General features: G+C 73.7%; 21 protein-coding genes. 17 read left to right on the top strand and 4 right to left on the bottom strand.

Going from position 1 to position 18809, the window contains the following annotated elements:
- Positions 1-69: 69 nt before the first annotated feature.
- From DSM104329_RS16455 to DSM104329_RS16410, 10 genes are all read left to right on the top strand, one after another.
- Positions 70-1428, top strand: coding sequence for a PKD domain-containing protein (locus DSM104329_RS16455; RefSeq protein ID WP_259310934.1), 1359 nt, complete (start codon positions 70-72; stop codon positions 1426-1428).
- 125 nt (positions 1429-1553) lie between these two features.
- The gene (locus DSM104329_RS16450; RefSeq protein WP_259310933.1) at positions 1554-2306 is read left to right on the top strand and encodes a potassium channel family protein; all 753 of its coding nucleotides are present in this window, start codon (positions 1554-1556) and stop codon (positions 2304-2306) included.
- A gap of 148 nt (positions 2307-2454) precedes the next feature.
- Positions 2455-3213, top strand: a complete 759-nt coding sequence (locus tag DSM104329_RS16445; protein WP_259310932.1) for an ACP S-malonyltransferase — start codon at positions 2455-2457, stop codon at positions 3211-3213.
- Positions 3213-4247, top strand: coding sequence for a beta-ketoacyl-ACP synthase 3 (locus DSM104329_RS16440; protein WP_259310931.1), 1035 nt, complete (start codon positions 3213-3215; stop codon positions 4245-4247). Before DSM104329_RS16445 ends, DSM104329_RS16440 begins: the two co-directional genes overlap by 1 nt.
- On the top strand, positions 4234-4917 hold the full coding sequence (locus DSM104329_RS16435; RefSeq protein ID WP_259310930.1) for a beta-ketoacyl-ACP reductase: 684 nt from the start codon (positions 4234-4236) through the stop codon (positions 4915-4917). Before DSM104329_RS16440 ends, DSM104329_RS16435 begins: the two co-directional genes overlap by 14 nt.
- Positions 4918-4928: 11 nt before the next feature.
- Positions 4929-5198: an acyl carrier protein gene (locus tag DSM104329_RS16430; RefSeq protein ID WP_259310929.1), complete on the top strand. Its 270-nt coding sequence runs from the start codon at positions 4929-4931 to the stop codon at positions 5196-5198.
- Between the two features lie 52 nt (positions 5199-5250).
- Entirely contained in the window at positions 5251-6429 is a 1179-nt protein-coding gene (locus DSM104329_RS16425; RefSeq protein WP_259310928.1) for a beta-ketoacyl-[acyl-carrier-protein] synthase family protein, read from the top strand.
- Between the two features lie 4 nt (positions 6430-6433).
- Positions 6434-7786 (top strand): acyl-CoA carboxylase subunit beta, encoded by a 1353-nt coding sequence (locus DSM104329_RS16420; RefSeq protein WP_259310927.1) that lies wholly within the window; start codon positions 6434-6436, stop codon positions 7784-7786.
- Between the two features lie 69 nt (positions 7787-7855).
- Positions 7856-8470, top strand: a complete 615-nt coding sequence (locus DSM104329_RS16415) for a TetR/AcrR family transcriptional regulator (RefSeq protein ID WP_259310926.1) — start codon at positions 7856-7858, stop codon at positions 8468-8470.
- A gap of 7 nt (positions 8471-8477) precedes the next feature.
- Positions 8478-9617 carry a winged helix DNA-binding domain-containing protein gene (locus DSM104329_RS16410; protein WP_259310925.1) on the top strand — a complete coding sequence of 380 codons (1140 nt, stop codon included), beginning with the start codon at positions 8478-8480 and terminating at the stop codon, positions 9615-9617.
- A 75-nt stretch (positions 9618-9692) separates the two neighbouring features.
- Here the strand turns inward: DSM104329_RS16410 and fabI are convergent, their stop codons facing one another.
- Together fabI and DSM104329_RS16400 are read right to left on the bottom strand one after the other, a co-directional pair.
- Positions 9693-10481 (bottom strand): enoyl-ACP reductase FabI, encoded by a 789-nt coding sequence (gene fabI / locus DSM104329_RS16405; protein ID WP_259310924.1) that lies wholly within the window; start codon positions 10479-10481, stop codon positions 9693-9695.
- Positions 10482-10546: 65 nt separating this feature from the next.
- On the bottom strand, positions 10547-10753 hold the full coding sequence (locus DSM104329_RS16400; protein ID WP_259310923.1) for a hypothetical protein: 207 nt from the start codon (positions 10751-10753) through the stop codon (positions 10547-10549).
- Between the two features lie 62 nt (positions 10754-10815).
- Here DSM104329_RS16400 and DSM104329_RS16395 point away from each other — a divergent pair, with 62 nt between their 5' ends.
- The 7 genes from DSM104329_RS16395 (at position 10816) to DSM104329_RS16365 (ending at position 16942) form a co-directional block, all read left to right on the top strand.
- Positions 10816-11295: a pyridoxamine 5'-phosphate oxidase family protein gene (locus DSM104329_RS16395; RefSeq protein WP_259310922.1), complete on the top strand. Its 480-nt coding sequence runs from the start codon at positions 10816-10818 to the stop codon at positions 11293-11295.
- Positions 11292-12698: a GAF domain-containing protein gene (locus DSM104329_RS16390; protein ID WP_259310921.1), complete on the top strand. Its 1407-nt coding sequence runs from the start codon at positions 11292-11294 to the stop codon at positions 12696-12698. Before DSM104329_RS16395 ends, DSM104329_RS16390 begins: the two co-directional genes overlap by 4 nt.
- Before the next feature lie 119 nt (positions 12699-12817).
- Complete coding sequence (locus DSM104329_RS16385; RefSeq protein ID WP_259310920.1) at positions 12818-14407, top strand: flavin-containing monooxygenase; 1590 nt, start codon at positions 12818-12820, stop codon at positions 14405-14407.
- A gap of 56 nt (positions 14408-14463) precedes the next feature.
- Entirely contained in the window at positions 14464-14874 is a 411-nt protein-coding gene (locus DSM104329_RS16380; protein WP_259310919.1) for a hypothetical protein, read from the top strand.
- Positions 14875-14947: 73 nt separating this feature from the next.
- Positions 14948-15574, top strand: a complete 627-nt coding sequence (locus tag DSM104329_RS16375; protein ID WP_259310918.1) for a DUF47 domain-containing protein — start codon at positions 14948-14950, stop codon at positions 15572-15574.
- A gap of 13 nt (positions 15575-15587) precedes the next feature.
- On the top strand, positions 15588-16703 hold the full coding sequence (locus DSM104329_RS16370; RefSeq protein WP_259310917.1) for an inorganic phosphate transporter: 1116 nt from the start codon (positions 15588-15590) through the stop codon (positions 16701-16703).
- Positions 16703-16942, top strand: a complete 240-nt coding sequence (locus DSM104329_RS16365; RefSeq protein ID WP_259310916.1) for a hypothetical protein — start codon at positions 16703-16705, stop codon at positions 16940-16942. Before DSM104329_RS16370 ends, DSM104329_RS16365 begins: the two co-directional genes overlap by 1 nt.
- A gap of 71 nt (positions 16943-17013) precedes the next feature.
- Here the strand turns inward: DSM104329_RS16365 and DSM104329_RS16360 are convergent, their stop codons facing one another.
- Entirely contained in the window at positions 17014-17970 is a 957-nt protein-coding gene (locus tag DSM104329_RS16360) for a right-handed parallel beta-helix repeat-containing protein (protein ID WP_259310915.1), read from the bottom strand.
- Entirely contained in the window at positions 17967-18746 is a 780-nt protein-coding gene (locus DSM104329_RS16355) for a glycoside hydrolase family 55 protein (RefSeq protein ID WP_259310914.1), read from the bottom strand. The genes DSM104329_RS16360 and DSM104329_RS16355 overlap by 4 nt, the downstream gene beginning before the upstream one ends.
- Between the last annotated feature and the right edge of the window lie 63 nt (positions 18747-18809).

Here is an 18809-nt window from a genome sequence, read left to right as displayed (position 1 = left end):
CGACGGACGCGTGCGGCGACCGCTCGTACGGTCGCTCCCGAGGACCAAACGACCCCCTCGGAGGCACCCATGTCCATCCGCACCCACCGCTTCTCCCGCCGCGCTCCGCTCGGCGTCCTGCTCGCCGGCGGCGCGCTGCTGGCCGCCGCTTCACCGGCTACGGCGATCCCCGTCGGCGGTGGGGGCGGGACCCCGCCGCCGCCGCCCAACCAGCCGCCGGTCCCGCGCTTCAGCATCTCGCCGAACCCGGCGCTGCTCAACAGCCTGCGGGTGCTCGACCCGGTCGGCGGGATCGGGCCGGTCAAGGCGCTCCAGCTCGGGCCGCTCGTCAGCTTCGACGCCTCGGCCTCGACCGACGACGACGGCATCGCCGACTACGCCTGGGACCTCGACGGCAACGGCACGTACGAGACGCACGGCGCGGCCCCGACGACGAGCCGGCGCTACGGCACGGCGGGCACGACGACGATCAAGCTGCGCGTCACCGACACGGGCGGCGCCAAGCGCATCGCCTCCCACCAGCTGCTGGTCCACCGCCCGCCGGTGGCCAGGCTGGCGGCGACGCCCGGCACGGCGCTGCTCGGCCAGTCGGTCGCGCTCAGCGCCGCGGGCTCCACGGACGACAACGGCATCGCCAAGTACGAGTTCGACCTCGACGGCGACGGCACGTTCGAGACGGCCAACGGCACCACGCCGACCGCCTCGGCGTCCTTCACCACCCTCGGCACCCGCACGCTGAAGGTCAAGGTCACCGACATCTACGGCGCGAGCTCGACCGCGAGCGCCGGCGTCGTCGTGCACCGCGCGCCGACCGCCGCGTTCGCGTTCGCACCCGCCGCGCCGGTCGCGGGCGCGCCCGTCCAGTTCGACGGCTCCGGCTCGGGCGACGACGGCGCGATCGCCGACTACGCCTGGGACCTCGACGGCGACGGCACGTTCGAGACCGACACGCTCGCCTCCCCGCGGGCCGGCAAGGTCTACGCCACGCCCGGCACCGTGCAGGTGCGCCTGCGCGTCACCGACGACCACGGCGTCCAGGACGTCGTGACCCACGCCGTGACGGTCGACCCCGCGCCCGCGGTCCTGGCGATCGACGCGAAGGCCCCGAGGATGCGCATCGTCAAGCGCTCGGTGCACATGTCGCGCGGCGGCCAGGTCAAGCTGCGCGTCGCCTGCCCGAAGAGCGAGAGCACGTGCGCCGGCCAGGTGACCCTGCGGGCCAGGCACGGCGCCCGGACCAGCTCGCTCGGCAGCAAGGCGTTCGCGCTGAAGGGCGGCGCGTCGAAGTCGCTGACCTTCCGCCTCGGCCGGGTGGACAGGCGCACGGTCAACAAGGCCGGGAAGCTGCGCGCGACCGCCCTGAGCGTCGCCGCCGACGCGGCCGGCAACGTCGGCTCGAGCAGTGCCACGGTGACCATCAAGCGCTGAGAGCGACGGGAGCGCTCTCCGCGGGTGGGGTGCCGGCGCGGGACCGGCAGACCCCGCGGCGACCCCGGCCTGACGCGGCCGGGGTCGCCGTCGTCCCGTCCCCTTCGTTGCATACGGTGCAGGGCGTGAACGAGGTGGACTTCGAAGCGCTGGTCCCCCCGTGGCTGCGCACCCTCTCGCTCGTCGCCGCCCTGCTGACCGTCCCCAGCGTCCTGCTCGACGTCGTCATCGGACTGCCGCACTGGCTCGACGTCTTCGCGAGGGTCCTCAACTGGACGGTGTGGTCGGTCTTCCTGATCGTCCTGATCGTGGTCCTGGTCCGCGCGCCGTCCCCCTGGAAGGCCCTGAAGGCCAACCCGGTGCTGCCGATCATCGTGGTCTTCACCACGCCGTTCGCGCCCGCCGGCCTGCAGATGTTCCGGTTGCTGCGCCTGGGTGCCCTGCTCGGCGCCGCCCACCACGCCAAGCGGCTGTTCTCGACCCAGGGCCTCGTGTACGCGGGTGCGGTCCTGGCGATCGTCGTCGTCGGCGGCGGGATCATCTTCACCGCGGTCGAGCGCAGCGCCCAGCACCTGTCGATCGAGAGCGGCATCTGGTGGGCGATCGTCACGGTGACGACCGTCGGCTACGGCGACATCGTCCCGCACACCGAAGCGGGCCGGGCGGTGGCGGTGATCGTCATGGTCACCGGGATCGGCACCGCCGCGCTGCTGGTCGGCGCCGCATCGCAGCGCTTCGTCGCCGGCAGCACCGGCGACGACGGCGCGCAGGAGGGCGGCCAGCCGAGCCTGGCCGTGCTGCACGGCGAGATCCGGGACCTACGCGCGGAACTGGCCGCGCTGCGCGAGGATCTTGGCGTTTCGCGGCAGGAGACATAACGCCGGCGTCGAAGGGCGCCGACCACCGCTCGACATTCGACGCCAGAGCGTCGAATGCGTGTCCCCCTCACGGTTGGGCGGTGTTGGATGGCCCAACGTGCCCAGTGTCGCGATCATCTTTCCCGGACAGGGCTCCCACGAAGACGGCATGGACGAAGGACTGCGGGACGACCCGCTGTTCGTGCACGGGCTCGAGGTGCTCGGCTTCGATCCGTTCGCCCGGCTCGACGAGGGAACCCGCTTCCAGCAGCCCGCCCTCTTCCTGTGCTCCGTCGTGGGGTGGGAGCGCAGCGGCATTGCCGCGCCCGTGGCCGCCGCCGGCCACTCGCTCGGCGAGTACGCGGCGCTCGTCGCGTCCGGGGCGCTCGACTTCGACGCCGCGCTGCGGCTCGTCGCCCTCCGTGGCGATGCGATGGCCCGCGCCGGCGAGGAGCGTGCCGGCTCGATGGTCGCCGTGCTCGGCGAGGACGATGCCGCGGTACGGGCCACCGCCCACGAGCACGGCCTCACGATCGCCAACGACAACGCGCCCGGGCAGCTCGTGCTCTCGGGCCCGGTCGCGGGCATCGAGGCCGTCGACGCATCCGGACTGCGCACCCGGCGCCTCGACGTGTCCGGCGCGTTTCACTCGCCGCTGATGGCGCCCGCCGCGCAGGAGCTCGCGCGCGCCCTCGAAGCCGTCGAGGTGCGCGCCCCCCGGTTCCCCGTCATCTCCAACGGCACCGCGGCGGCGTTCGGCGACATCCGCGCCGAGCTCGTCGAGAACCTGCTCAGTCCGGTGCGCTGGCGCGAGACCGTTGTCGCCCTGCGCGGCCTGGGCGTCGAGGAGTTCGTCGAGCTGGGGCCGGGACGCGTGCTCAGCGGCCTGATCAAGCGCATCCTGCGAGCGAGCGAGGTCACGGCCTGATGACCGCCACGACCGTCCCCGACCTCGTCCCGTACACCCGACGCGCCCGCCCTGCCGTCCACCGCCCGCAGACCCGCGCCGGCATCTTCGGCCTCGGCGCCGCGCTGCCCGGCCGCGTCGTCACCAACGACGACCTCGCCGAGCGCCTCGACACGGACCACAACTGGATCGTCAAGCGCACCGGGATTCACACGCGGTACTGGCTCGCTCCGGAGGAGAGCCTCGCGCCGCTGGCCGCCGAGGCCTGCGTCGCCGCGCTGGCCGACGCCGGGCGCGACCCGTCCGAGGTCGACCGGATCATCGTCTCCACCATCACTCCCGACCGCCTCACGCCCGGCCTCGCGCCGATGGTCGCCGAGCTGCTGGGCTGCGGGCCGGCCACCGCGGCGGTCGACCTCAATGCCGCCTGCGCCGGCTTCCTCGTCGCGCTCGACGAGGCGGCCGCGTTCGTCGAGAGCGGCCGCGCGGGCGTCGTGCTCGTCTGCGGCGCCGAGGCCCTGTCGCGCATCACCGACCACGACGACCGCGGCACGGCCGTGCTGTTCGGCGACGGCGCCGGCGCCGTGGTGGTCGCCGGCGGCGAGCTCGAGCTCGGCGTCGCGCGGTTCGTCAGCGGCAGCGACCCCTCACAGGGCGAGGCGCTCTACGCCGAGACCGACGAGCGCATGCTGCGCATGGCCGGCCCGACCGTCTACCGGCACGCGATCGCCCGGATGGTCGACGCCACCGGCGAGGCGCTCGCCGCCGCCGGCCTGACGATCGACGACGTCGACCTGTTCGTCGCCCACCAGGCCAACGCCCGCATCATCGAGACCACCGCGGCCGAGCTCGGACTGGGGCGCGAGCGCGTCGTCTTCGACATCGACCGCTGCGCGAACACGTCGTCGGCGACGATCCCGCTGGCGCTGCAGCGCGCGGAGGGCGACGGCCGCCTGCGGCCCGGTGCGAACGTCCTCATGTCGGCGTTCGGCGCCGGCTTCGTCTGGAGCGCGGGCGTCGTGCGCTGGAAGGAGCGCGTGCATGTCTGCGCGTGAATCGACCGCCACCCGTCCCTGCGCGGTCGTCACCGGCGGGCGGCGGGGCATCGGCGCCGCCATCGTCGAGCGCCTGCGCGGCGACGGCCTCAACGTCGTCGGGCTCTCGAGCAGCGAGTGCGACGTGCGCGACGCCGGCAGCGTCGACGCGGCGTTCACCCGCATCGAGGAGGAGCACGGCCCGATCCTCGTGCTCGTCAACAACGCCGGCATCACCCGCGACGGCCTCGCCCTGCGCATGTCCGACGACGACTGGGACGCGGTCCTCCAGACGAACCTGACCGGCGCCTTCCACTGCACCCGCCGCGTCCTGTCGCCGATGATGCGCCGCCGCTTCGGCCGCATCGTCAACGTGAGCTCGGTCGTCGGGACGCGGATCGGCAACCCGGGCCAGGCGAACTACGCTGCCTCGAAGGCGGGCCTCGTCGGCTTCACGAAGACGATCGCCCGTGAGATGGCCCGCAAGGGCATCACCTGCAACGCGGTGACCCCCGGGTTCATCGCGACCGACATGACCAAGGACGTTGACGAGGGCCTGCTGTCCGCGATCCCCGCGGGCCGCGTCGGCACCCCGGAGGAGGTGGCGAGCGCCGTCTCGTTCCTCGCCTCCGAGGAAGCCGGCTACGTCAACGGAGCGACCCTGACCGTCGACGGCGCGATGAGCGCCTGAAAGGACACAACGTGCCCGAGACCACCGTTCCGAACGAAGAGCAGGTCCTCAACCGCGTGCGTGAGGAGCTGGCCGCGATCAAGGTGCCCGGCGCCGAGGACGCGACGATGGAGACCCAGTGGTCGGAGCTGGACGTCGACTCGCTCGACCTCGTGGAGCTCGTCAAGGCCCTGGAGGACGAGTACGGCATCCAGATCGCCGACGACGAGCTCAAGCCGATCAAGGGCGTCGGCGACGCCGTGACCCTGACGATCCGCCTCGCGGAGGCCCAGAGCGCGTGAGACTCCGCGGGCCCTCACACACCACGGCTTCGGCCTTGAGGGGGATCACGTCGTGAGCCAGGTCGTCATCACCGGACGCGGCGTCGTCACGTCGCTCGGAGAGACCGCCGACGGGTTCTTCGACGCGCTGATCGACCGCCGGAGCGGGATCGCCGACGGGGTCGGCGCCTGCACGGAGTTCGACCCCGAGGTCGTCATGACGCCGAAGGAGGCCCGCCGCGCCGACCGCGTGTCGCACTTCGCGCTGGCCGCGGCCCAGCAGGCGTGGGACGAGGCGAGCCCCGACGGCTTCGACCCGGAGCGGGCGGCGGTCGTCGTCGGCACCGGCGTCGGCGGTCTGGAGACGCTCGAGCGCAACACGCTCGCGTGGCTGCAGGACGGCGAGCGCGCGGTGTCGCCGATGTTCGTGCCGATGATGATGCCGAACGCCGCGGCCGGCCTGATCGCCATGCGCTTCGGCATCCAGGGCCCCGGCTGGTCCATCGCCTCCGCATGCGCGACGGGCACCCACGCGATCGGCGAGGCCAAGCGGATGATCGAGCGCGGCGACGTCGACCTCGTCGTCGCCGGCGGCACCGAGGCGGCGCTGACGAACGTCTGCCTGGCCGCGTTCAAGCGCATGGGCGCGACGTCGCGCGTAGGGATCTCGCGCCCGTTCGACGCCCAGCGCGACGGGTTCGTGATGGGCGAGGGCGCCGGGGTGGTCGTGCTCGAGAGCGAGACGCACGCGAAGGCGCGCGGCGCGAGGATCTACGGCAAGGTCGCCGGCTACGGCGCCTCGAACGACGCGTTCCACATCACGCAGCCCGACGAGGACGGCCGCGGCGCGATCCGCTCGATGACGAAGGCGCTCGAGGACGCGGGTGCCCAGCCGGGCGACGTCGGCTACATCAACGCGCACGGCACCTCGACCCCCTTCAACGACAAGATCGAGACGCTCGCCATCAAGGGCGTCTTCGGCACGAACGGCTCCGTCCCGCCGATCAGCTCGACGAAGTCGGCGATCGGCCACCTGCTCGGGGCGGCCGGAGCGGTGGAGGCCGTCGCCTCGCTCGGCGCGATCGAGCGCGGCGTGCTGCCCCCGACCCTCAACCTCACCGAGCCGGATCCCGAATGCGACCTCGACTACGTGCCCGACGGGCCGCGCGAGGCGCCCGGTCTGCAGGCCGTGCTGTCGAACTCCTTCGGGTTCGGCGGCCAGAACGCGACCCTCGTCCTGACTGGAGCATGAACCCGTGAGCGCCGCCGAGCTACTCGTCGACGAGACCCCGATCACCCGGATGGAGTCGCTGGTCGACCCCGGCACCCTGCACCTGCTGCGCACCGCGGTCGGCGACGGCGTGGTCGCCGGCTCCGGCCGCGTCAACGGCCGGGCGGTGTTCTGCTGGGCGCAGGACGGCCGCTTCAAGGGCGGCTCCCTCGGCGCCGCCGGGGGCGAGACGATCACCCGCACGTTCGCCCTGGCCGATCGCGCCGGAGCGCCGGTCGTGTGCTTCCCCGAGTCCGGGGGCGCGCGCGTCCAGCAGGGGGCGGCGGGTCTGTCGGCCTACGGCGCGATCTTCCGCGCGGAGGCGATCGCCAAGGTCCCGGTGATCTCGGTCGTCGCGGGCGCGTGCGCCGGCGGCGCCGCCTACGGGGCCGCCGTGGGCGACCTGACGATCGCCGCGGGCGACGACGTCAAGCTGTTCCTCACCGGCCCGCGGGTCGTCGAGGAGATCACGCGCGAGAAGGTCACCGCGATCGACCTCGGCGGCGTGAAGGTGCACTCCGCCAACGGCGTCATCCACCTGACGAGCGACGACGACCACGACGCGGCGCAGCTCGTGCGCGAGGTGCTCGGGTACCTGCCCGCGCGGCTGGGCGACCGGCCTCCGACCGCGCTGCCGCGCGAGCCGATCGGCGGCGATCCGCGCGACGTGCTGCCGCCGTCGCCGCGCCAGGTCTACGACGTTCGCGACGTTGCGGGCCGCATCCTCGACGGCGGCGAGCTGCTCGAGTTCTGCCCGCGGTGGGCGCGCAACCTCGTGACCGGCCTCGGCCGCGTCGACGGGATGCCGGTCGGCGTGCTCGCCAACCAGCCGCGCCATCTCGGCGGGACGCTCGACGTGAGGGCGGCCGAGAAGGGCGCGTGGTTCGTGAACTGGTGCGAGCGGATGAGCCTGCCGATGGTGGTGCTCGTCGACACCCCGGGGTTCCTGCCGGGGACCGGCCAGGAGCGCGAGGGAGTCATCCGCTACGGGGCCGCGTTCCTCCGCGCCTTCGCACGGGCTACCGTACCCCGCGTGACCATCACGCTGCGCCAGGCCTTCGGCGGGGCCCACATCGTCATGAACTCGCGTGACCTGGGCGCCGATCTGACGCTGGCATGGTCGGCGTCGCGGGTCGGGGTGATGGGCGCGCGGCAGGCCGTGGAGGTCGTCGGCCGGCGCGAGCTGGCCGCGGGCGCGGACCGCATGGCGCTCGAGGCGGCGTACGAGATCGAGCGCCTCGACGTGGGCGTGACGGCGGGCGAGGGCTACATCGACGAGGTGATCGAGCCGATGGAGACGCGGGGACGCATCGCGCAGGCGCTGGGAGCCTTTACTTGAGACCGGTCGCGCCGTGAGACCCTGCGGGTCCTCACCCACGGAGGTCGCGTCCTGTGATGAGGTTTCATCGTGAGCTCGGTCGCGGTTCAGCGGCTCGCACCCCGCAACGAGACCGAGGCCGCGATCCTCGACGCCGCTCGGCAGATCATCGCCGAGGGCGGCTACGACCGGATGACGATGAACGGGCTCGCGCAGCGGGCCTACGTCAGCCGCACGAACGTCTACTTCTACTTCGCCAACAAGCGCGCGGTCATGGACCGCCTCGTGCAGCAGGCGTTCGCCGAGATGCTCGTGGCGGGCGCGCCGTACCTCGAGGGTGCGGGCGATCCGCGGCGCGAGCTGCGCATCGGGCTCGCCCGGGTCGTCGGCGTCGTCAACAACAACGGCCACGTGCTGCTGCTGGCGGGCCGTCTCTCGGGCGCCGAGGACCGGCTGCCGGGCGAGTGGGAGCCGTACGTCCGGCGCCTGGTGCGAGCGGCGGAGCGGCGCATCCGCGCCGACCAGATGCGCGGCCGCGCGCCGAGCGACATCGACGCGGGCATCTGCGCTCGGGCGCTGTCGGCCATGGTGGAGCGCCATCTGACGACCGAGGTCATCAAGGGCCAGCAGTCGGTCACGGAATCGGTGCGGACGCTCGCCGAGCTCTGGTACCGCGCCGTGTACCTGTTCCCGCCGGCCGCCTGAGGAGGCGGTGGACGACCGGGCGCTCAACCGCGCCCTGCTCGCGCGGCAGGGCCTGCTCGAGCCGCTCGTCGCGCCGGTCGTCGAGGTCGTCGAGCGGATCGGCGCCATCCAGGCGCAGCACTGGCCGGCGGTGCCCGTCGGGCTGTGGTCGCGGATGGCGTCGTTCGCCCCGGACGAGCTCTACGGCGCGCTGTCGGCCGGTGAGCTGGCGTTCGGGATCTCGCTGCGCGGCACGCTGCATCTGGTGTCGGCGCGCGAGCACGCGGCGTATGCGGTCGTGGCGGACACGGGCGGCGTCAACGACTGGCGGCGCACGAAGGCGCCGCTGCCGAAGGCCGGCGCCGCGCTGCGTGAGGACCTGGTCGCCTGGGCCGACGAGCGGCCGCGCGAGGTCGCCGATGTCGCGCCCTTCGCCGAGGACTGGCTGGCCGCGCATCCTGAGGCCGTCGACCCGGCGGAGGCCGACGAGCAGCGGACGGTGAAGTGGCGGCCGCTGCTGCGCTGCAGCGGGCTCGTCCGGGTCCCGGCCGGCGGCGAGTGGGGGCCGAGGACGCCCGCGCTCTCGGCCGCCGCTGCCTGCCCGCCGGGCTCGGCGCACGCGCCGTCCGCGCAGGCCGCGATCGACGAGGTCGTGCGCCGGCACCTGCGCGCGTTCGGGCCCGCGGGCGTCGACGACATCGCGGGCTGGATGGGGCTCGCGCCGCCGGTCGTGCGGCCGCGGGTGGAGGCGCTGGCCGCCGCCGAGCTCGAGGCGATCTCCGTCGGGCGGCGAACGCTCTACGACCTGCCGGACGCCCCCCGGCCGGACCCGGACGTCCCGGCGCCCGTCCGGTTCCTCGGGGACTTCGACAGCATGCTGCTCGCGTACGTGCCCAAGCACCGGGCGCGCATCTGGCCGGACGCGCTGCGCGACCACGTGTACATCCGCGGGAACCTGCGGATCCGCCCCACCGTGCTGGTGGACGGGCTCGTCGCCGCGGTGTGGAGCGACGAGGTCAAGCGGGGCGAGGCGACGCTGACGGTCATGCCCGGTCCGGGGGTGAAGCTGGGCCGCGCCGCGAAGCGCGACGTCGTCTCGGAGGGCGAGCGGCTCCTCGTCGCACGGCATCCGCGGGCGAAAGCGCGGCGCGTCTCGTTCGCTTCCTGAGCACGTTCGGCTGTCTGTGCCCGCTGAGCGGGCATGGACGGCCGCACGTCCGGAGTCGGGCGGTTTCGCGGCCTGCTACGCCGGCGAGACCGGCGCGCCCATCGCGTGGTAGCCGCCGTCCACGTGGACGATCTCCCCGGTGATCGCCCGCGCCCGCGCCGACAGCAGCCACAGGCACGCCTGCGCGACCGCGTCGGTGTCCTCGATGTCCCAGTGCAGAGGCGCCATCTGGTTCCATGCGCCCGCGAGCTGCTCGAACCCGGGGATCGAGCCCGCGGCCATCGTCTGCAGCGGTCCGGCGGAGACGAGGTTCGCCCGCACGCCGCGCGGTCCGAGGTCGCGCGCCAGGTAACGGTTCACCGACTCGAGCGCGGCCTTCGCGACGCCCATCCAGTCGTAGATCGGCCAGGCGACGCTCGCGTCGAAGTCGAGCCCGAGGACGGACGCGTCGTCGCCACGCTCGAGCAGGGGCAGCAGCGCGGCGGCCAGCGCCTTGTAGGAGTACGCGGAGGTGCGGAAGGCGATCTCCGCCGACTCGGCCGGCGTGTCGAGGAAGCCGCCGCCGAGCGCGTCGGCCGGGGCGAACGCGATCGCGTGCAGGACCCCGTCGAGCGCGCCCCAGCGGCGCTCGAGATCGGCGGCGACCGCCGCGAGGTGGTCGGCGTCGTTGACGTCCATCTCGAGGACGTCCGCCTCCTGCGGCAGGCGCCGCGCGATGCGCTGCGTGATCCGCAGTCCGCGGCCGAAGCCGGTGAGGACGATCTGGGCACCTTCCTTCTGCGCCTCGGAAGCGACGGCGAAGGCGATGGAGCGGTCCGTGAGGACCCCGGTGATGAGCAGGCGGCGGCCTTCGAGAAGCGGCATCGCCCGGGCACCCTACGGGGCGCGGGCCGGGCGCGGAGTCTGGCTCGACACCCGAGCGGCGTCCGTCAGGTGCCGATGTAGGTCTGGTTGCCCGGCTCGTCGACCTTCGTGTGCTCGGGGCGCTTCTCGAAGCGCTTCTCGCCCTCGACGTTGTCGCCGGACGTGGACGTCTCGCGCGCCCAGAGCCCGGCGCGTACGGCCCACAAGGCGCCGATGGCGATGACGGCGACGAGGAGGATCACGAAAGCCAGCCAGATGAGAGGTGGAAACATGCTGTCTCTTCGGTACCCGGCGCCCGGCCGGGCAAACGGGCGATGGTCGGTACGGTCTGCTCGTGACGACCCCTCCCGCGCTGCGCCTCGATCCGCACGTCGTGGCGTTCCTCGCCCGCGGCGTGGCAATCGTCGCCGCCACCCGCGATGCGGATCTGCAGCCCGAGATCACCCGCGCGTGGGGGCCGGCGGTGGCGCAGGACGGCGCCGCCGTGACGCTCTGCCTCGGCGATCCGCCCGGGGCGCGGACGCGGGCGAACCTCGAACGCAACGGCGCGATCGCCGCCACGTTCAGCCTCCCCACGACCTACCGGGGCGTGCAGTTGAAGGGCACGGCCACCGCGGTGGGTGAGCCGACCGAGACCGACCTCGAACGGATGCGCGAGCACGTCGCGGCGTTCGCCGACGAGGTCGCGCAGGTGGGCATCGCACCCGGCCGGGCGATGCGCTTCCTCGACGACCGGGTCCTCGCCGTGACGTTCACCGTCGCCGAGGTCTACGACCAGACGCCGGGCCCGCGGGCGGGGGCGGTGCTGGGATGAGCGACCTCGCGGTCCCGCTCGAGTCGATCCGCGCGTGCCTGCAGGGCGTGATCCCCTCGCCGCTGGCCACCTGCGCGGCCGACGGCACGCCGAACGTCACCTACCTGTCGATCGTCCAATACGTCGATCGCGAGCGGGTCGCGCTCTCGCGCCAGTTCTTCAACAAGACCCGGGCGAACCTCGACGCCAACCCGCGCGCCCAGGTGCGCGTCGTCGACCCCGAGACGCTGCAGGACTTCGTCCTCGACCTGAGCTACCTGCACACAGAGACCGAGGGCCCGGTCTTCGAGCGCATGCGCGCGAACCTCGACGCGGTCGCCTCGCAGACCGGGATGGGCGAGGCGTTCCGGCTGCGCGGCGTCGACGTCTGCCGCGTCACCCGCTCCGCGGCGGTCGGGCCGGCGCCCGCGGCACCCGCGCCTCAGCCCGAGGACCGCGCGATCGCCCGTCTGGACGACTTCGTGCGCCGCGTCTCGCAGTGCCCCGACTACGACGACGCGACGCGCGTCGCCCTGCAGGCGCTCGACGACCTCTTCGGGTTCTCCCACGCGATCCTGCTGGTCGCCGACGAGCGCGGCGACCGCCTGTTCGCGGTGGGCGGCAACGGCTACCCGGCGCCGTCGGCCGGGGCGGAGATCGCGGTGGGGGAGGGGATCATCGGGATCGCCGCCCAGCGCCGCGAGGTCGTCTGCGTGCCGAACCTCGCCCGCAGCCGCGCCATGCGCGCCGCGGTGCGGGAGAGCGTCGAGGACCGGGGCGGCCGGCTGCCCGGCCGCGAGATCCCGCTGCCGGGGCTCGCCGACGCGCAGAGCGCGGCGGCGGTGCCGCTCATCCTGCGCGGCCGGCTGACCGGCGCGCTGTACCTCGAGAGCGACCGGCCGGGCCGCTTCGGCGGCCACAACGAGCGGCTGCTGCGGATCGTCGGCGGCCACCTCGCGACCGCGCTCGCCCTGCTCGCCGCGGAGCGCCACGACGCGCCCGATGCGGGAGCGCCCGCGGCAGCGGCCGCCGGGGCGTCCGAGCCGAGCGCCGTCCCCGGCACCGCGCCGCTCGCGGTCACCTACTACCAGGCCGACGACAGCGTGTTCGTGGACGGCGAGTACCTCGTCAAGGGCGTGCCGGGACGCATCCTGTGGCGGCTGCTCGGCGAGCACGCCCGCCACGGCCGCACCGCGTTCACCAACCGCGAGCTGCGCCTGGACGAGTCGCTCGGCCTGCCCGCCGGCGCCGACAACCTCGAGGCCCGCCTGCTCGTCCTGCGCCGGCGGCTCGACGCCGCCGGGTGCGGGATCGGGCTGCGGCGCACCGGGCGGGGGCGCCTCGAGCTGGCCGTCGAGGGGGCCGCGCAGCTCACCGAGGTGCCCACGACCGGGCCCATGCGCGCCGCTCACGAGAGCCGGTAAGGAACTCCCAAGGTCCCGCGAAGGGACACATAGGAGACGTGCCGCCTGTCGCCTGCGACGTTCGCTGCCGGCACAAGGCAACCGGCGGCACGGGCCGCCGCACCAGCGAAGGAGCGGACATGGGCGGACATCTGAACGGGCAGCGCGTGGCGGTCATCGGCGGCGGGCCGGGCGGACTCACCAGCGCCAAGCACCTGATCGAGCACGGCGCGCAGCCGGTCGTCCTGGAGGCGAGCGACGACATCGGCGGCCAGTGGCACCGCACGGCCGCGCACAGCGGCGTGTGGGAGGGCATGTGCACGAACACCTCGAAGACCATGACCGCGTTCTCGGACCTCCCGCATGACGCCGGGCTGGCGCTCTTCCCGCGCTCCGAGGACATCGGCGCGTACCTGCGCGCCTATGCCGGCCGCTTCGGCGTGAGCGAGCGCGTCCGGACGTCGACGCGCGTCACCGGCGTCGAGCGCGACGGGGCGGGGTGGGCCGTCCGCACGCGCGACGAGCTCACCGGACGGGAGCGCAGCGAGCGCTTCGACCGCGTCGTCGTCGCCGGCGGCCGGTTCTCGCGGCCCCGCTGGCCCGACGTCCCCGGCCTGGGCGCCTTCGCCCCCTCCGGGCGCGTCCTGCACGCCGCCGACTACCGCACCCGCGACGAGTTCCGCGGGCAACGCGTGCTCGTCTACGGCAACAGCATCAGCGGACTGGAGATCGCCTCCGACCTGGCGATGGACAGCTCGATCGAGGTGACTTCGGCGAGCCGGCGGGCCCGGTTCATCCTCCAGAAGGTCGTCCGCGGCGTGCCGGCCGACTGGCAGTGGTTCACGCGCTTCGCCGCGCTGCTCGGCCGGGCGCTGCCGCCCGACGCGCTGGCCGCCGGCCTGCGCGACCAGCTGCTGGCCGTCGCCGGCGACCCCGCCGACGTCGGCGGCCTCGAGCCCGACCCGGACGTGCTGGCCAGCGGCATCTCCCAGTGCCAGCACTACCTGGCGATGGTGGCCGAGGGCCGGATCGCCGTGCGCCCGGCGATCTCCGAGCTGCGCCCGGGCGTCGCCGAGTTCGCCGACGGCGCGACCGGCGCGTTCGACGCCATCGTCTGCGCCACCGGCTATGACCTCGACCTCTCCTACCTCGCGCCGGAGATCCGGACGATCCTCGGGGCTGACGACACCTTCCTCGACCTGTACGCCCGGACGCTGCACCCCGACCTGCCCGGCCTCGCGTTCGTCGGCCAGTACGTCGCCCACGGGCCCTACTTCCCGCTGCTGGAGCTGCAGGCGCGCCTGCTGGCGGGGCTCTGGGACGGCGTCGTGGCGGGCCCCGGCGAGGCGCAGATGCGCGCCGACGTCGAGGCCTACCGCCAGGCCCGGCCGATGCTGGCCGCCGAGCCGCATCACGTGCTCGCGGGCCTGTTCGCGGGCGAGCTCGGCGTCGTGCCGAGCCTGACGCGGCGCCCGCAGCTCACCGCCGCGCTGCTGTTCGGGCCGCTCGCGCCGGCCGGCTACCGCCTCGACGGTCCCGGGGCGCAGGCCGGCGCCGAGGAGCTCCTCGCGCGCGCGCTCGCCGACGCCCCGGCGGGCGCCGCCGCCGCGGGCGCGCCGGGTCCCGAGCAGATCGGCGCGCTGGAGATGATCGCCGACGTCCTCGGCGACGACGAGCTGTGCGAGGCCGCCGCGCTGCTGGCCCGCGGGGAGATCGCGGTCGCGGCGTAGGCCGCGGGACGGAAGGGGTCGCATCTGCGGCGGCGCGCGGGTAGCGTCCGCCGCACATGCGCCGTCCCGTCCTCCTGCTCGCCGTGTCCGCCGTGTCCGCCGTGTCCGCCGCGTGCGCGGCCGCCGGCGCCCCGGCCACGGCCGGTGCCGCCGGCGGCCCGACGCTGCGCGTCGCGCCCAGGACGGTCGCCTTCGGCCACGCCCTGCACATCAGCGGCCGCCACTGGCCGGTCATCGAGTTCTGCCGCCCCCGCGTGCACCTCTCGCTGCGCTCGGCGCAGAACGTCGTGCCGGTCGCCACCGTGCGCATCAGCCCTGGCGGCCGGTGGCGAACCAGCTGGGTCGTGCGCCGTGCGCGCGTCGGCGCGGGGACCTGGCGGCTCGTCGCCCGCCAGTCCTGCGAGAGCGGCAAGGACGGCTCGCCGAACCCGGTCCGCCGCCGCGTGACGATCACGATCCACCGGTAGCCGCGGGCTGATGACGGGGCTGTTCACAACTCGTTGACAACTCGTTCACAGGGGCGGCTCTACTCTCCCGCCCGTGTCCCGCATCAGCTCCGCCATCGTCGGTCGCGACCAGACCTACTTCACCCTGTTCGAGTCCGCGGCGACGAACATCGTCCGCGCGGCCGACCTCCTGGACCAGATGCTCTCCGCGTGGCCCGAGCGGCCCGAGCTGGCCCGCGACATCATGGTCTGCGAGCAGGACGGCGACCGGATCACGGCCGAGCTGGTCAATCGCCTGAACCAGACCTTCGTGACGCCGATCGAGCGCGAGGACATCCTCGAGCTGGCGACCGGCCTCGACGACATCGTCGACTTCATCGAGGAGGTCGCGGACTTCATGGGGCTCTACAAGATCGAAGCCCCGATGGAGCAGGCGCAGCAGCTCGCGCACATCCTGCTGCTCTCCGCCCGCCAGATCTGCGAGGCCATGCCGCGGCTGCGCAACTTCGGCGACATCGCGCCCTTCACGGCCGAGATCCATCGCCTGGAGAACGACGGCGACCGAACGGTGCGCGAGGCGACCGCCGCGCTGTTCGACAACGGCATCGACCCGATGATGGTCATCCGCTGGAAGGACATCTACGAGCGCCTGGAGGACGCGATCGACGCGACCGAGGGCGTGGCGAACATCCTCTCGGGCGTGGTCATCAAGAACGCCTGAGGGCTCCTGCTCCATGGACGCTGACCTGCTGATCGTCCTGGTCGTCGTAACGGCGCTGGCGTTCGACTTCACCAACGGGTTCCATGACACGGCGAACGTGGTCGCGACGTCGATCTCGACGCGGGCGCTGCGTCCGCGCGCGGCGATCGGGCTCGCGGCGATCCTGAACTTCGTCGGCGCGTTCCTGTCGCTCGCCGTGGCGGCGACGATCGCCAGCGGCATCGTCGAGGCGACCGCGGTCACGCTGCCCGTGATCTTTGCCGGCCTCGTCGGCGCGATCGTCTGGAACCTCGTCACCTGGTACTTCGGGCTGCCGTCGTCGTCCTCGCACGCGCTCATCGGCGGCGTCGTGGGCGCCGTCCTCGCCGCGCAGGGGCCGAGCGCGATCATCGGCGAGGGCCTGCTCGGCAAGGTGATCATCCCGGCGCTCGTCGCGCCCGTGCTCGCGTTCTGCGTCGCCGGGATCGGGATCCTCGTCGCCTACCGGGTCGTGGGCCGGCAGCGGCCGGGGCCCGTGACGCGCGGCTACCGGGCGGGGCAGATCGTCTCCGGCGGCCTGCTGGCGCTCGCCCACGGCACGAACGACGCGCAGAAGACCATGGGCATCATCACGCTCGCGCTCGTGGCCAACGGCACCGTCTCGGCCGACGACCCGCAGGTGCCGACCTGGGTGGTCATCGCGTCGGCCTCCGCGATCGCGCTCGGCACGTACTCTGGTGGCTGGCGGATCATCCGCACGATGGGCAGCCGGATCATCAAGATGGACGCCGCGCAGGGCTTCGTCGCCCAGGGCTCCGGCGCCGCCGTGATCCTTGCGGCCACCCACGCCGGGTTCCCGCTCTCGACGACGCACGTGATCTCCGGCGCCGTGATGGGCTCGGGCGCCGCCAAGCGGCTCTCGGCGGTGCGCTGGGGCGTGGCCGGCAACATCCTGCTGGCCTGGCTGCTGACGCTGCCGATGGCCGGCGCGACCGGGGCCGTCGTCTACGCGTTCAGCAGCATCTTCGGCAGCGGTGCGCTCGGCCCGGTCATCATCGCCGTGCTGCTCATCGCCGGCCTCGTCCTGCTGTCCGTCAACCGGATGCGCCACGCCGCGTCGCCGGCGCCCGCGGCGGCGGAGCCCGCGTGATGTTCGCCGAGATCATCGACGGCGGCGCGCTGCTGCAGGTCGTCTGGGTCAGCATCGCGGCCGGTCTGGGCTTCTCGCTCATGTTCTCGCTGGCGATCGCCGGCGCCGCACGGGCTTCGCAGGAGCGCCGGTCCGGGCAGGGCGCCACCGCCGCGCTGTGGAGCGTCATCACGCTGCTCTGCCTCGTGGCGTGCGGCGTGGGCGTCGTGCTCGGCGTCGTCGTCATGCTCAAGAAGTGACGAGTGGAGGCATCCGCGAGGAGCCTGTTGAACTTTCCCGCCGCATCGACGGATGAAAGATCGACAGACTCCTAGATCTCGAGGATCGTGCCGTTCGCGACGATCACCGAGGTGGCGATGCTCTTGGCGGCGGAGATGCCCCACCCGCGCCGGCCCTCGTCGTCCGGCGGCGGCCGCAGCGAGATGAAGTAGTTCTCCAGCGTCGACCAGCCGCCGTTGCGGCCGTGGTTGCTGTCGCCGTGCGGGCGGAACGCCACGCCGAGCGCGCCCTTCGTGCGGGCGGTGCCCGCCTTGACCGCGAGGATCTCGATGCCGTGCATGTGCAGTTGGCCGCGGACGTCGATGCCGCGCTCGCCGGCCTGGCCGCCCGGCAGGGGCTTGCGGACGCTGTGGTCGCGGACGGACACGCTGCGCAGGTAGGCCCGCGGGCCGGGGCTGCGATAGCGGGCCTTCCGGGTGGCCTTGCGCACGACCTTGAAGTCGATGCCGTCGTTGCCGCAACCGTCGATCACGACGTTGCGCAGCATGACGTGCGTGAAGAGCCCGGGGTCGTCGCGGACGGCGCGGACGAAGATCCCGTACCCGCACACCGACTCGACGACCACGTCGGAGATGGTGAAGAACGTCGGGTCGCCGCGCATGGTGATGCCGTGCGGCGATCCACGCGGAGGCGGCGCGTCCAGGTTGCCGCGCACGGTGAGGCGCTCGAGCGTCACCCCGGGCGCCTTGACGCCGACCACGGCGCGGTTCTCCCCGGGCGCCAACCGCAGGCGCGTGGCGCGCATCCCGGCCCCGAGCAGCCGCGTGCCCGGGGTGGCGAGCCGGACGACCGGTTCGCGGTCGTCGCCCGCGCCGGCCAGCAGCCACTCGCCGGGAGGCACGTAGATCGTCCCGCCCCGCGCCGCCTCGACCTCCGCCGCGGCGGACGCGAAGGCCAGCGCCACCGCTTCCGGGTCGCCGGGGTCGGCGGTCGCCTCGAAGTGGTCACGGAGGTCGATGATCGCCGCCGAACGCGTCGCGACGGTCACGCCGGCTCCAGGTAGCGCACCGCCGGCGTCGACATGCTCACGCCGGCCACGCCGTCGGCGACGATGCACGGGGCACCGCCGCGGGTGCCCACGTACAGGCCGCTGACCGATGCGTGGTCGCTGCCCGCGCCGAACAGGAGGCCGACCCGTCCCGGCGGCACCGGCTCGATGTGCAGCTGGCTGATGATGCAGCGCATCCCGAGCCGGACGCCCGCATAGGCGGGGCCCGTGCCGCGGCGCAGCCCGAAGTCGCGCACCGACACCTCGGAGAGGAACACTCCCGCGGACCCATCGTCGCTGAGCAGGGAGGCGCCGGTCCGTCCGCAGCGCTCGAGCGTCAGGCCTTCGACGCAGAGGTGCTCGAGCGTGCCGCCCGAGCAGCGCAGCCCGTCGTGGGCGACGTTGCGGATCCAGACCCGGCGGATGATCCCGTAGCGCGCCGCGCCGCAGACCTCGATGCCGCAGGTGGCGCCCGATCCGGCCCCGTCGAGCGTCAGGCACTCGACCGCCCAGCCCTCGGCGGGCGCGTCGCCCGCAGGCGCCGAGACCTCGACCATCGGCCCGTCGCCGCCGGTGCGCCGCAGGATCGACGCGGTGATCGTGACGCCGCGCAGCGTGACGTTGTCGGGCACGCGCAGCGGCCCTCCGACCAGCCAGCGGCCGGGCGGGATGACGACGGTGCCGCCGCCGTTGCCGTGCGCCGCGTCGAGGGCGGCCTGGATCGCCGGAGCGTCGTCGTCCGAGCCGCACGGCGGGTGATGTTCGTCCCTGATCACACCTTCCCCCTGGGACCGTCGAAGAGCGACTCTACCGGTCCGCGGAGCGGCTTGCGAAGGGCG

The organism is Capillimicrobium parvum (genome assembly GCF_021172045.1).
GTDB lineage: Bacteria > Actinomycetota > Thermoleophilia > Solirubrobacterales > Solirubrobacteraceae > Capillimicrobium > Capillimicrobium parvum.
Note: the sequence above shows the minus strand (reverse complement) of the source record. Positions and strands in the feature narration are given on the sequence as shown.

What these genes read in the sequence shown, in the direction of transcription:
- DSM104329_RS16455 (WP_259310934.1), top strand. Translation starts at nt 70, where the DNA reads ATGTCCATCCGCACCCACCGCTTCTCCCGCCGCGCTCCGCTCGGCGTC.
- DSM104329_RS16445 (WP_259310932.1), top strand. Translation starts at nt 2,455, where the DNA reads ATGGACGAAGGACTGCGGGACGACCCGCTGTTCGTGCACGGGCTCGAG.
- DSM104329_RS16440 (WP_259310931.1), top strand. Translation starts at nt 3,213, where the DNA reads ATGACCGCCACGACCGTCCCCGACCTCGTCCCGTACACCCGACGCGCC.
- DSM104329_RS16435 (WP_259310930.1), top strand. Translation starts at nt 4,234, where the DNA reads ATGTCTGCGCGTGAATCGACCGCCACCCGTCCCTGCGCGGTCGTCACC.
- fabI (WP_259310924.1), bottom strand. Translation starts at nt 10,481, where the DNA reads ATGCCGCTTCTCGAAGGCCGCCGCCTGCTCATCACCGGGGTCCTCACG.
- DSM104329_RS16400 (WP_259310923.1), bottom strand. Translation starts at nt 10,753, where the DNA reads ATGTTTCCACCTCTCATCTGGCTGGCTTTCGTGATCCTCCTCGTCGCC.
- DSM104329_RS16390 (WP_259310921.1), top strand. Translation starts at nt 11,292, where the DNA reads ATGAGCGACCTCGCGGTCCCGCTCGAGTCGATCCGCGCGTGCCTGCAG.
- DSM104329_RS16385 (WP_259310920.1), top strand. Translation starts at nt 12,818, where the DNA reads ATGGGCGGACATCTGAACGGGCAGCGCGTGGCGGTCATCGGCGGCGGG.
- DSM104329_RS16380 (WP_259310919.1), top strand. Translation starts at nt 14,464, where the DNA reads ATGCGCCGTCCCGTCCTCCTGCTCGCCGTGTCCGCCGTGTCCGCCGTG.
- DSM104329_RS16370 (WP_259310917.1), top strand. Translation starts at nt 15,588, where the DNA reads ATGGACGCTGACCTGCTGATCGTCCTGGTCGTCGTAACGGCGCTGGCG.
- DSM104329_RS16365 (WP_259310916.1), top strand. Translation starts at nt 16,703, where the DNA reads ATGTTCGCCGAGATCATCGACGGCGGCGCGCTGCTGCAGGTCGTCTGG.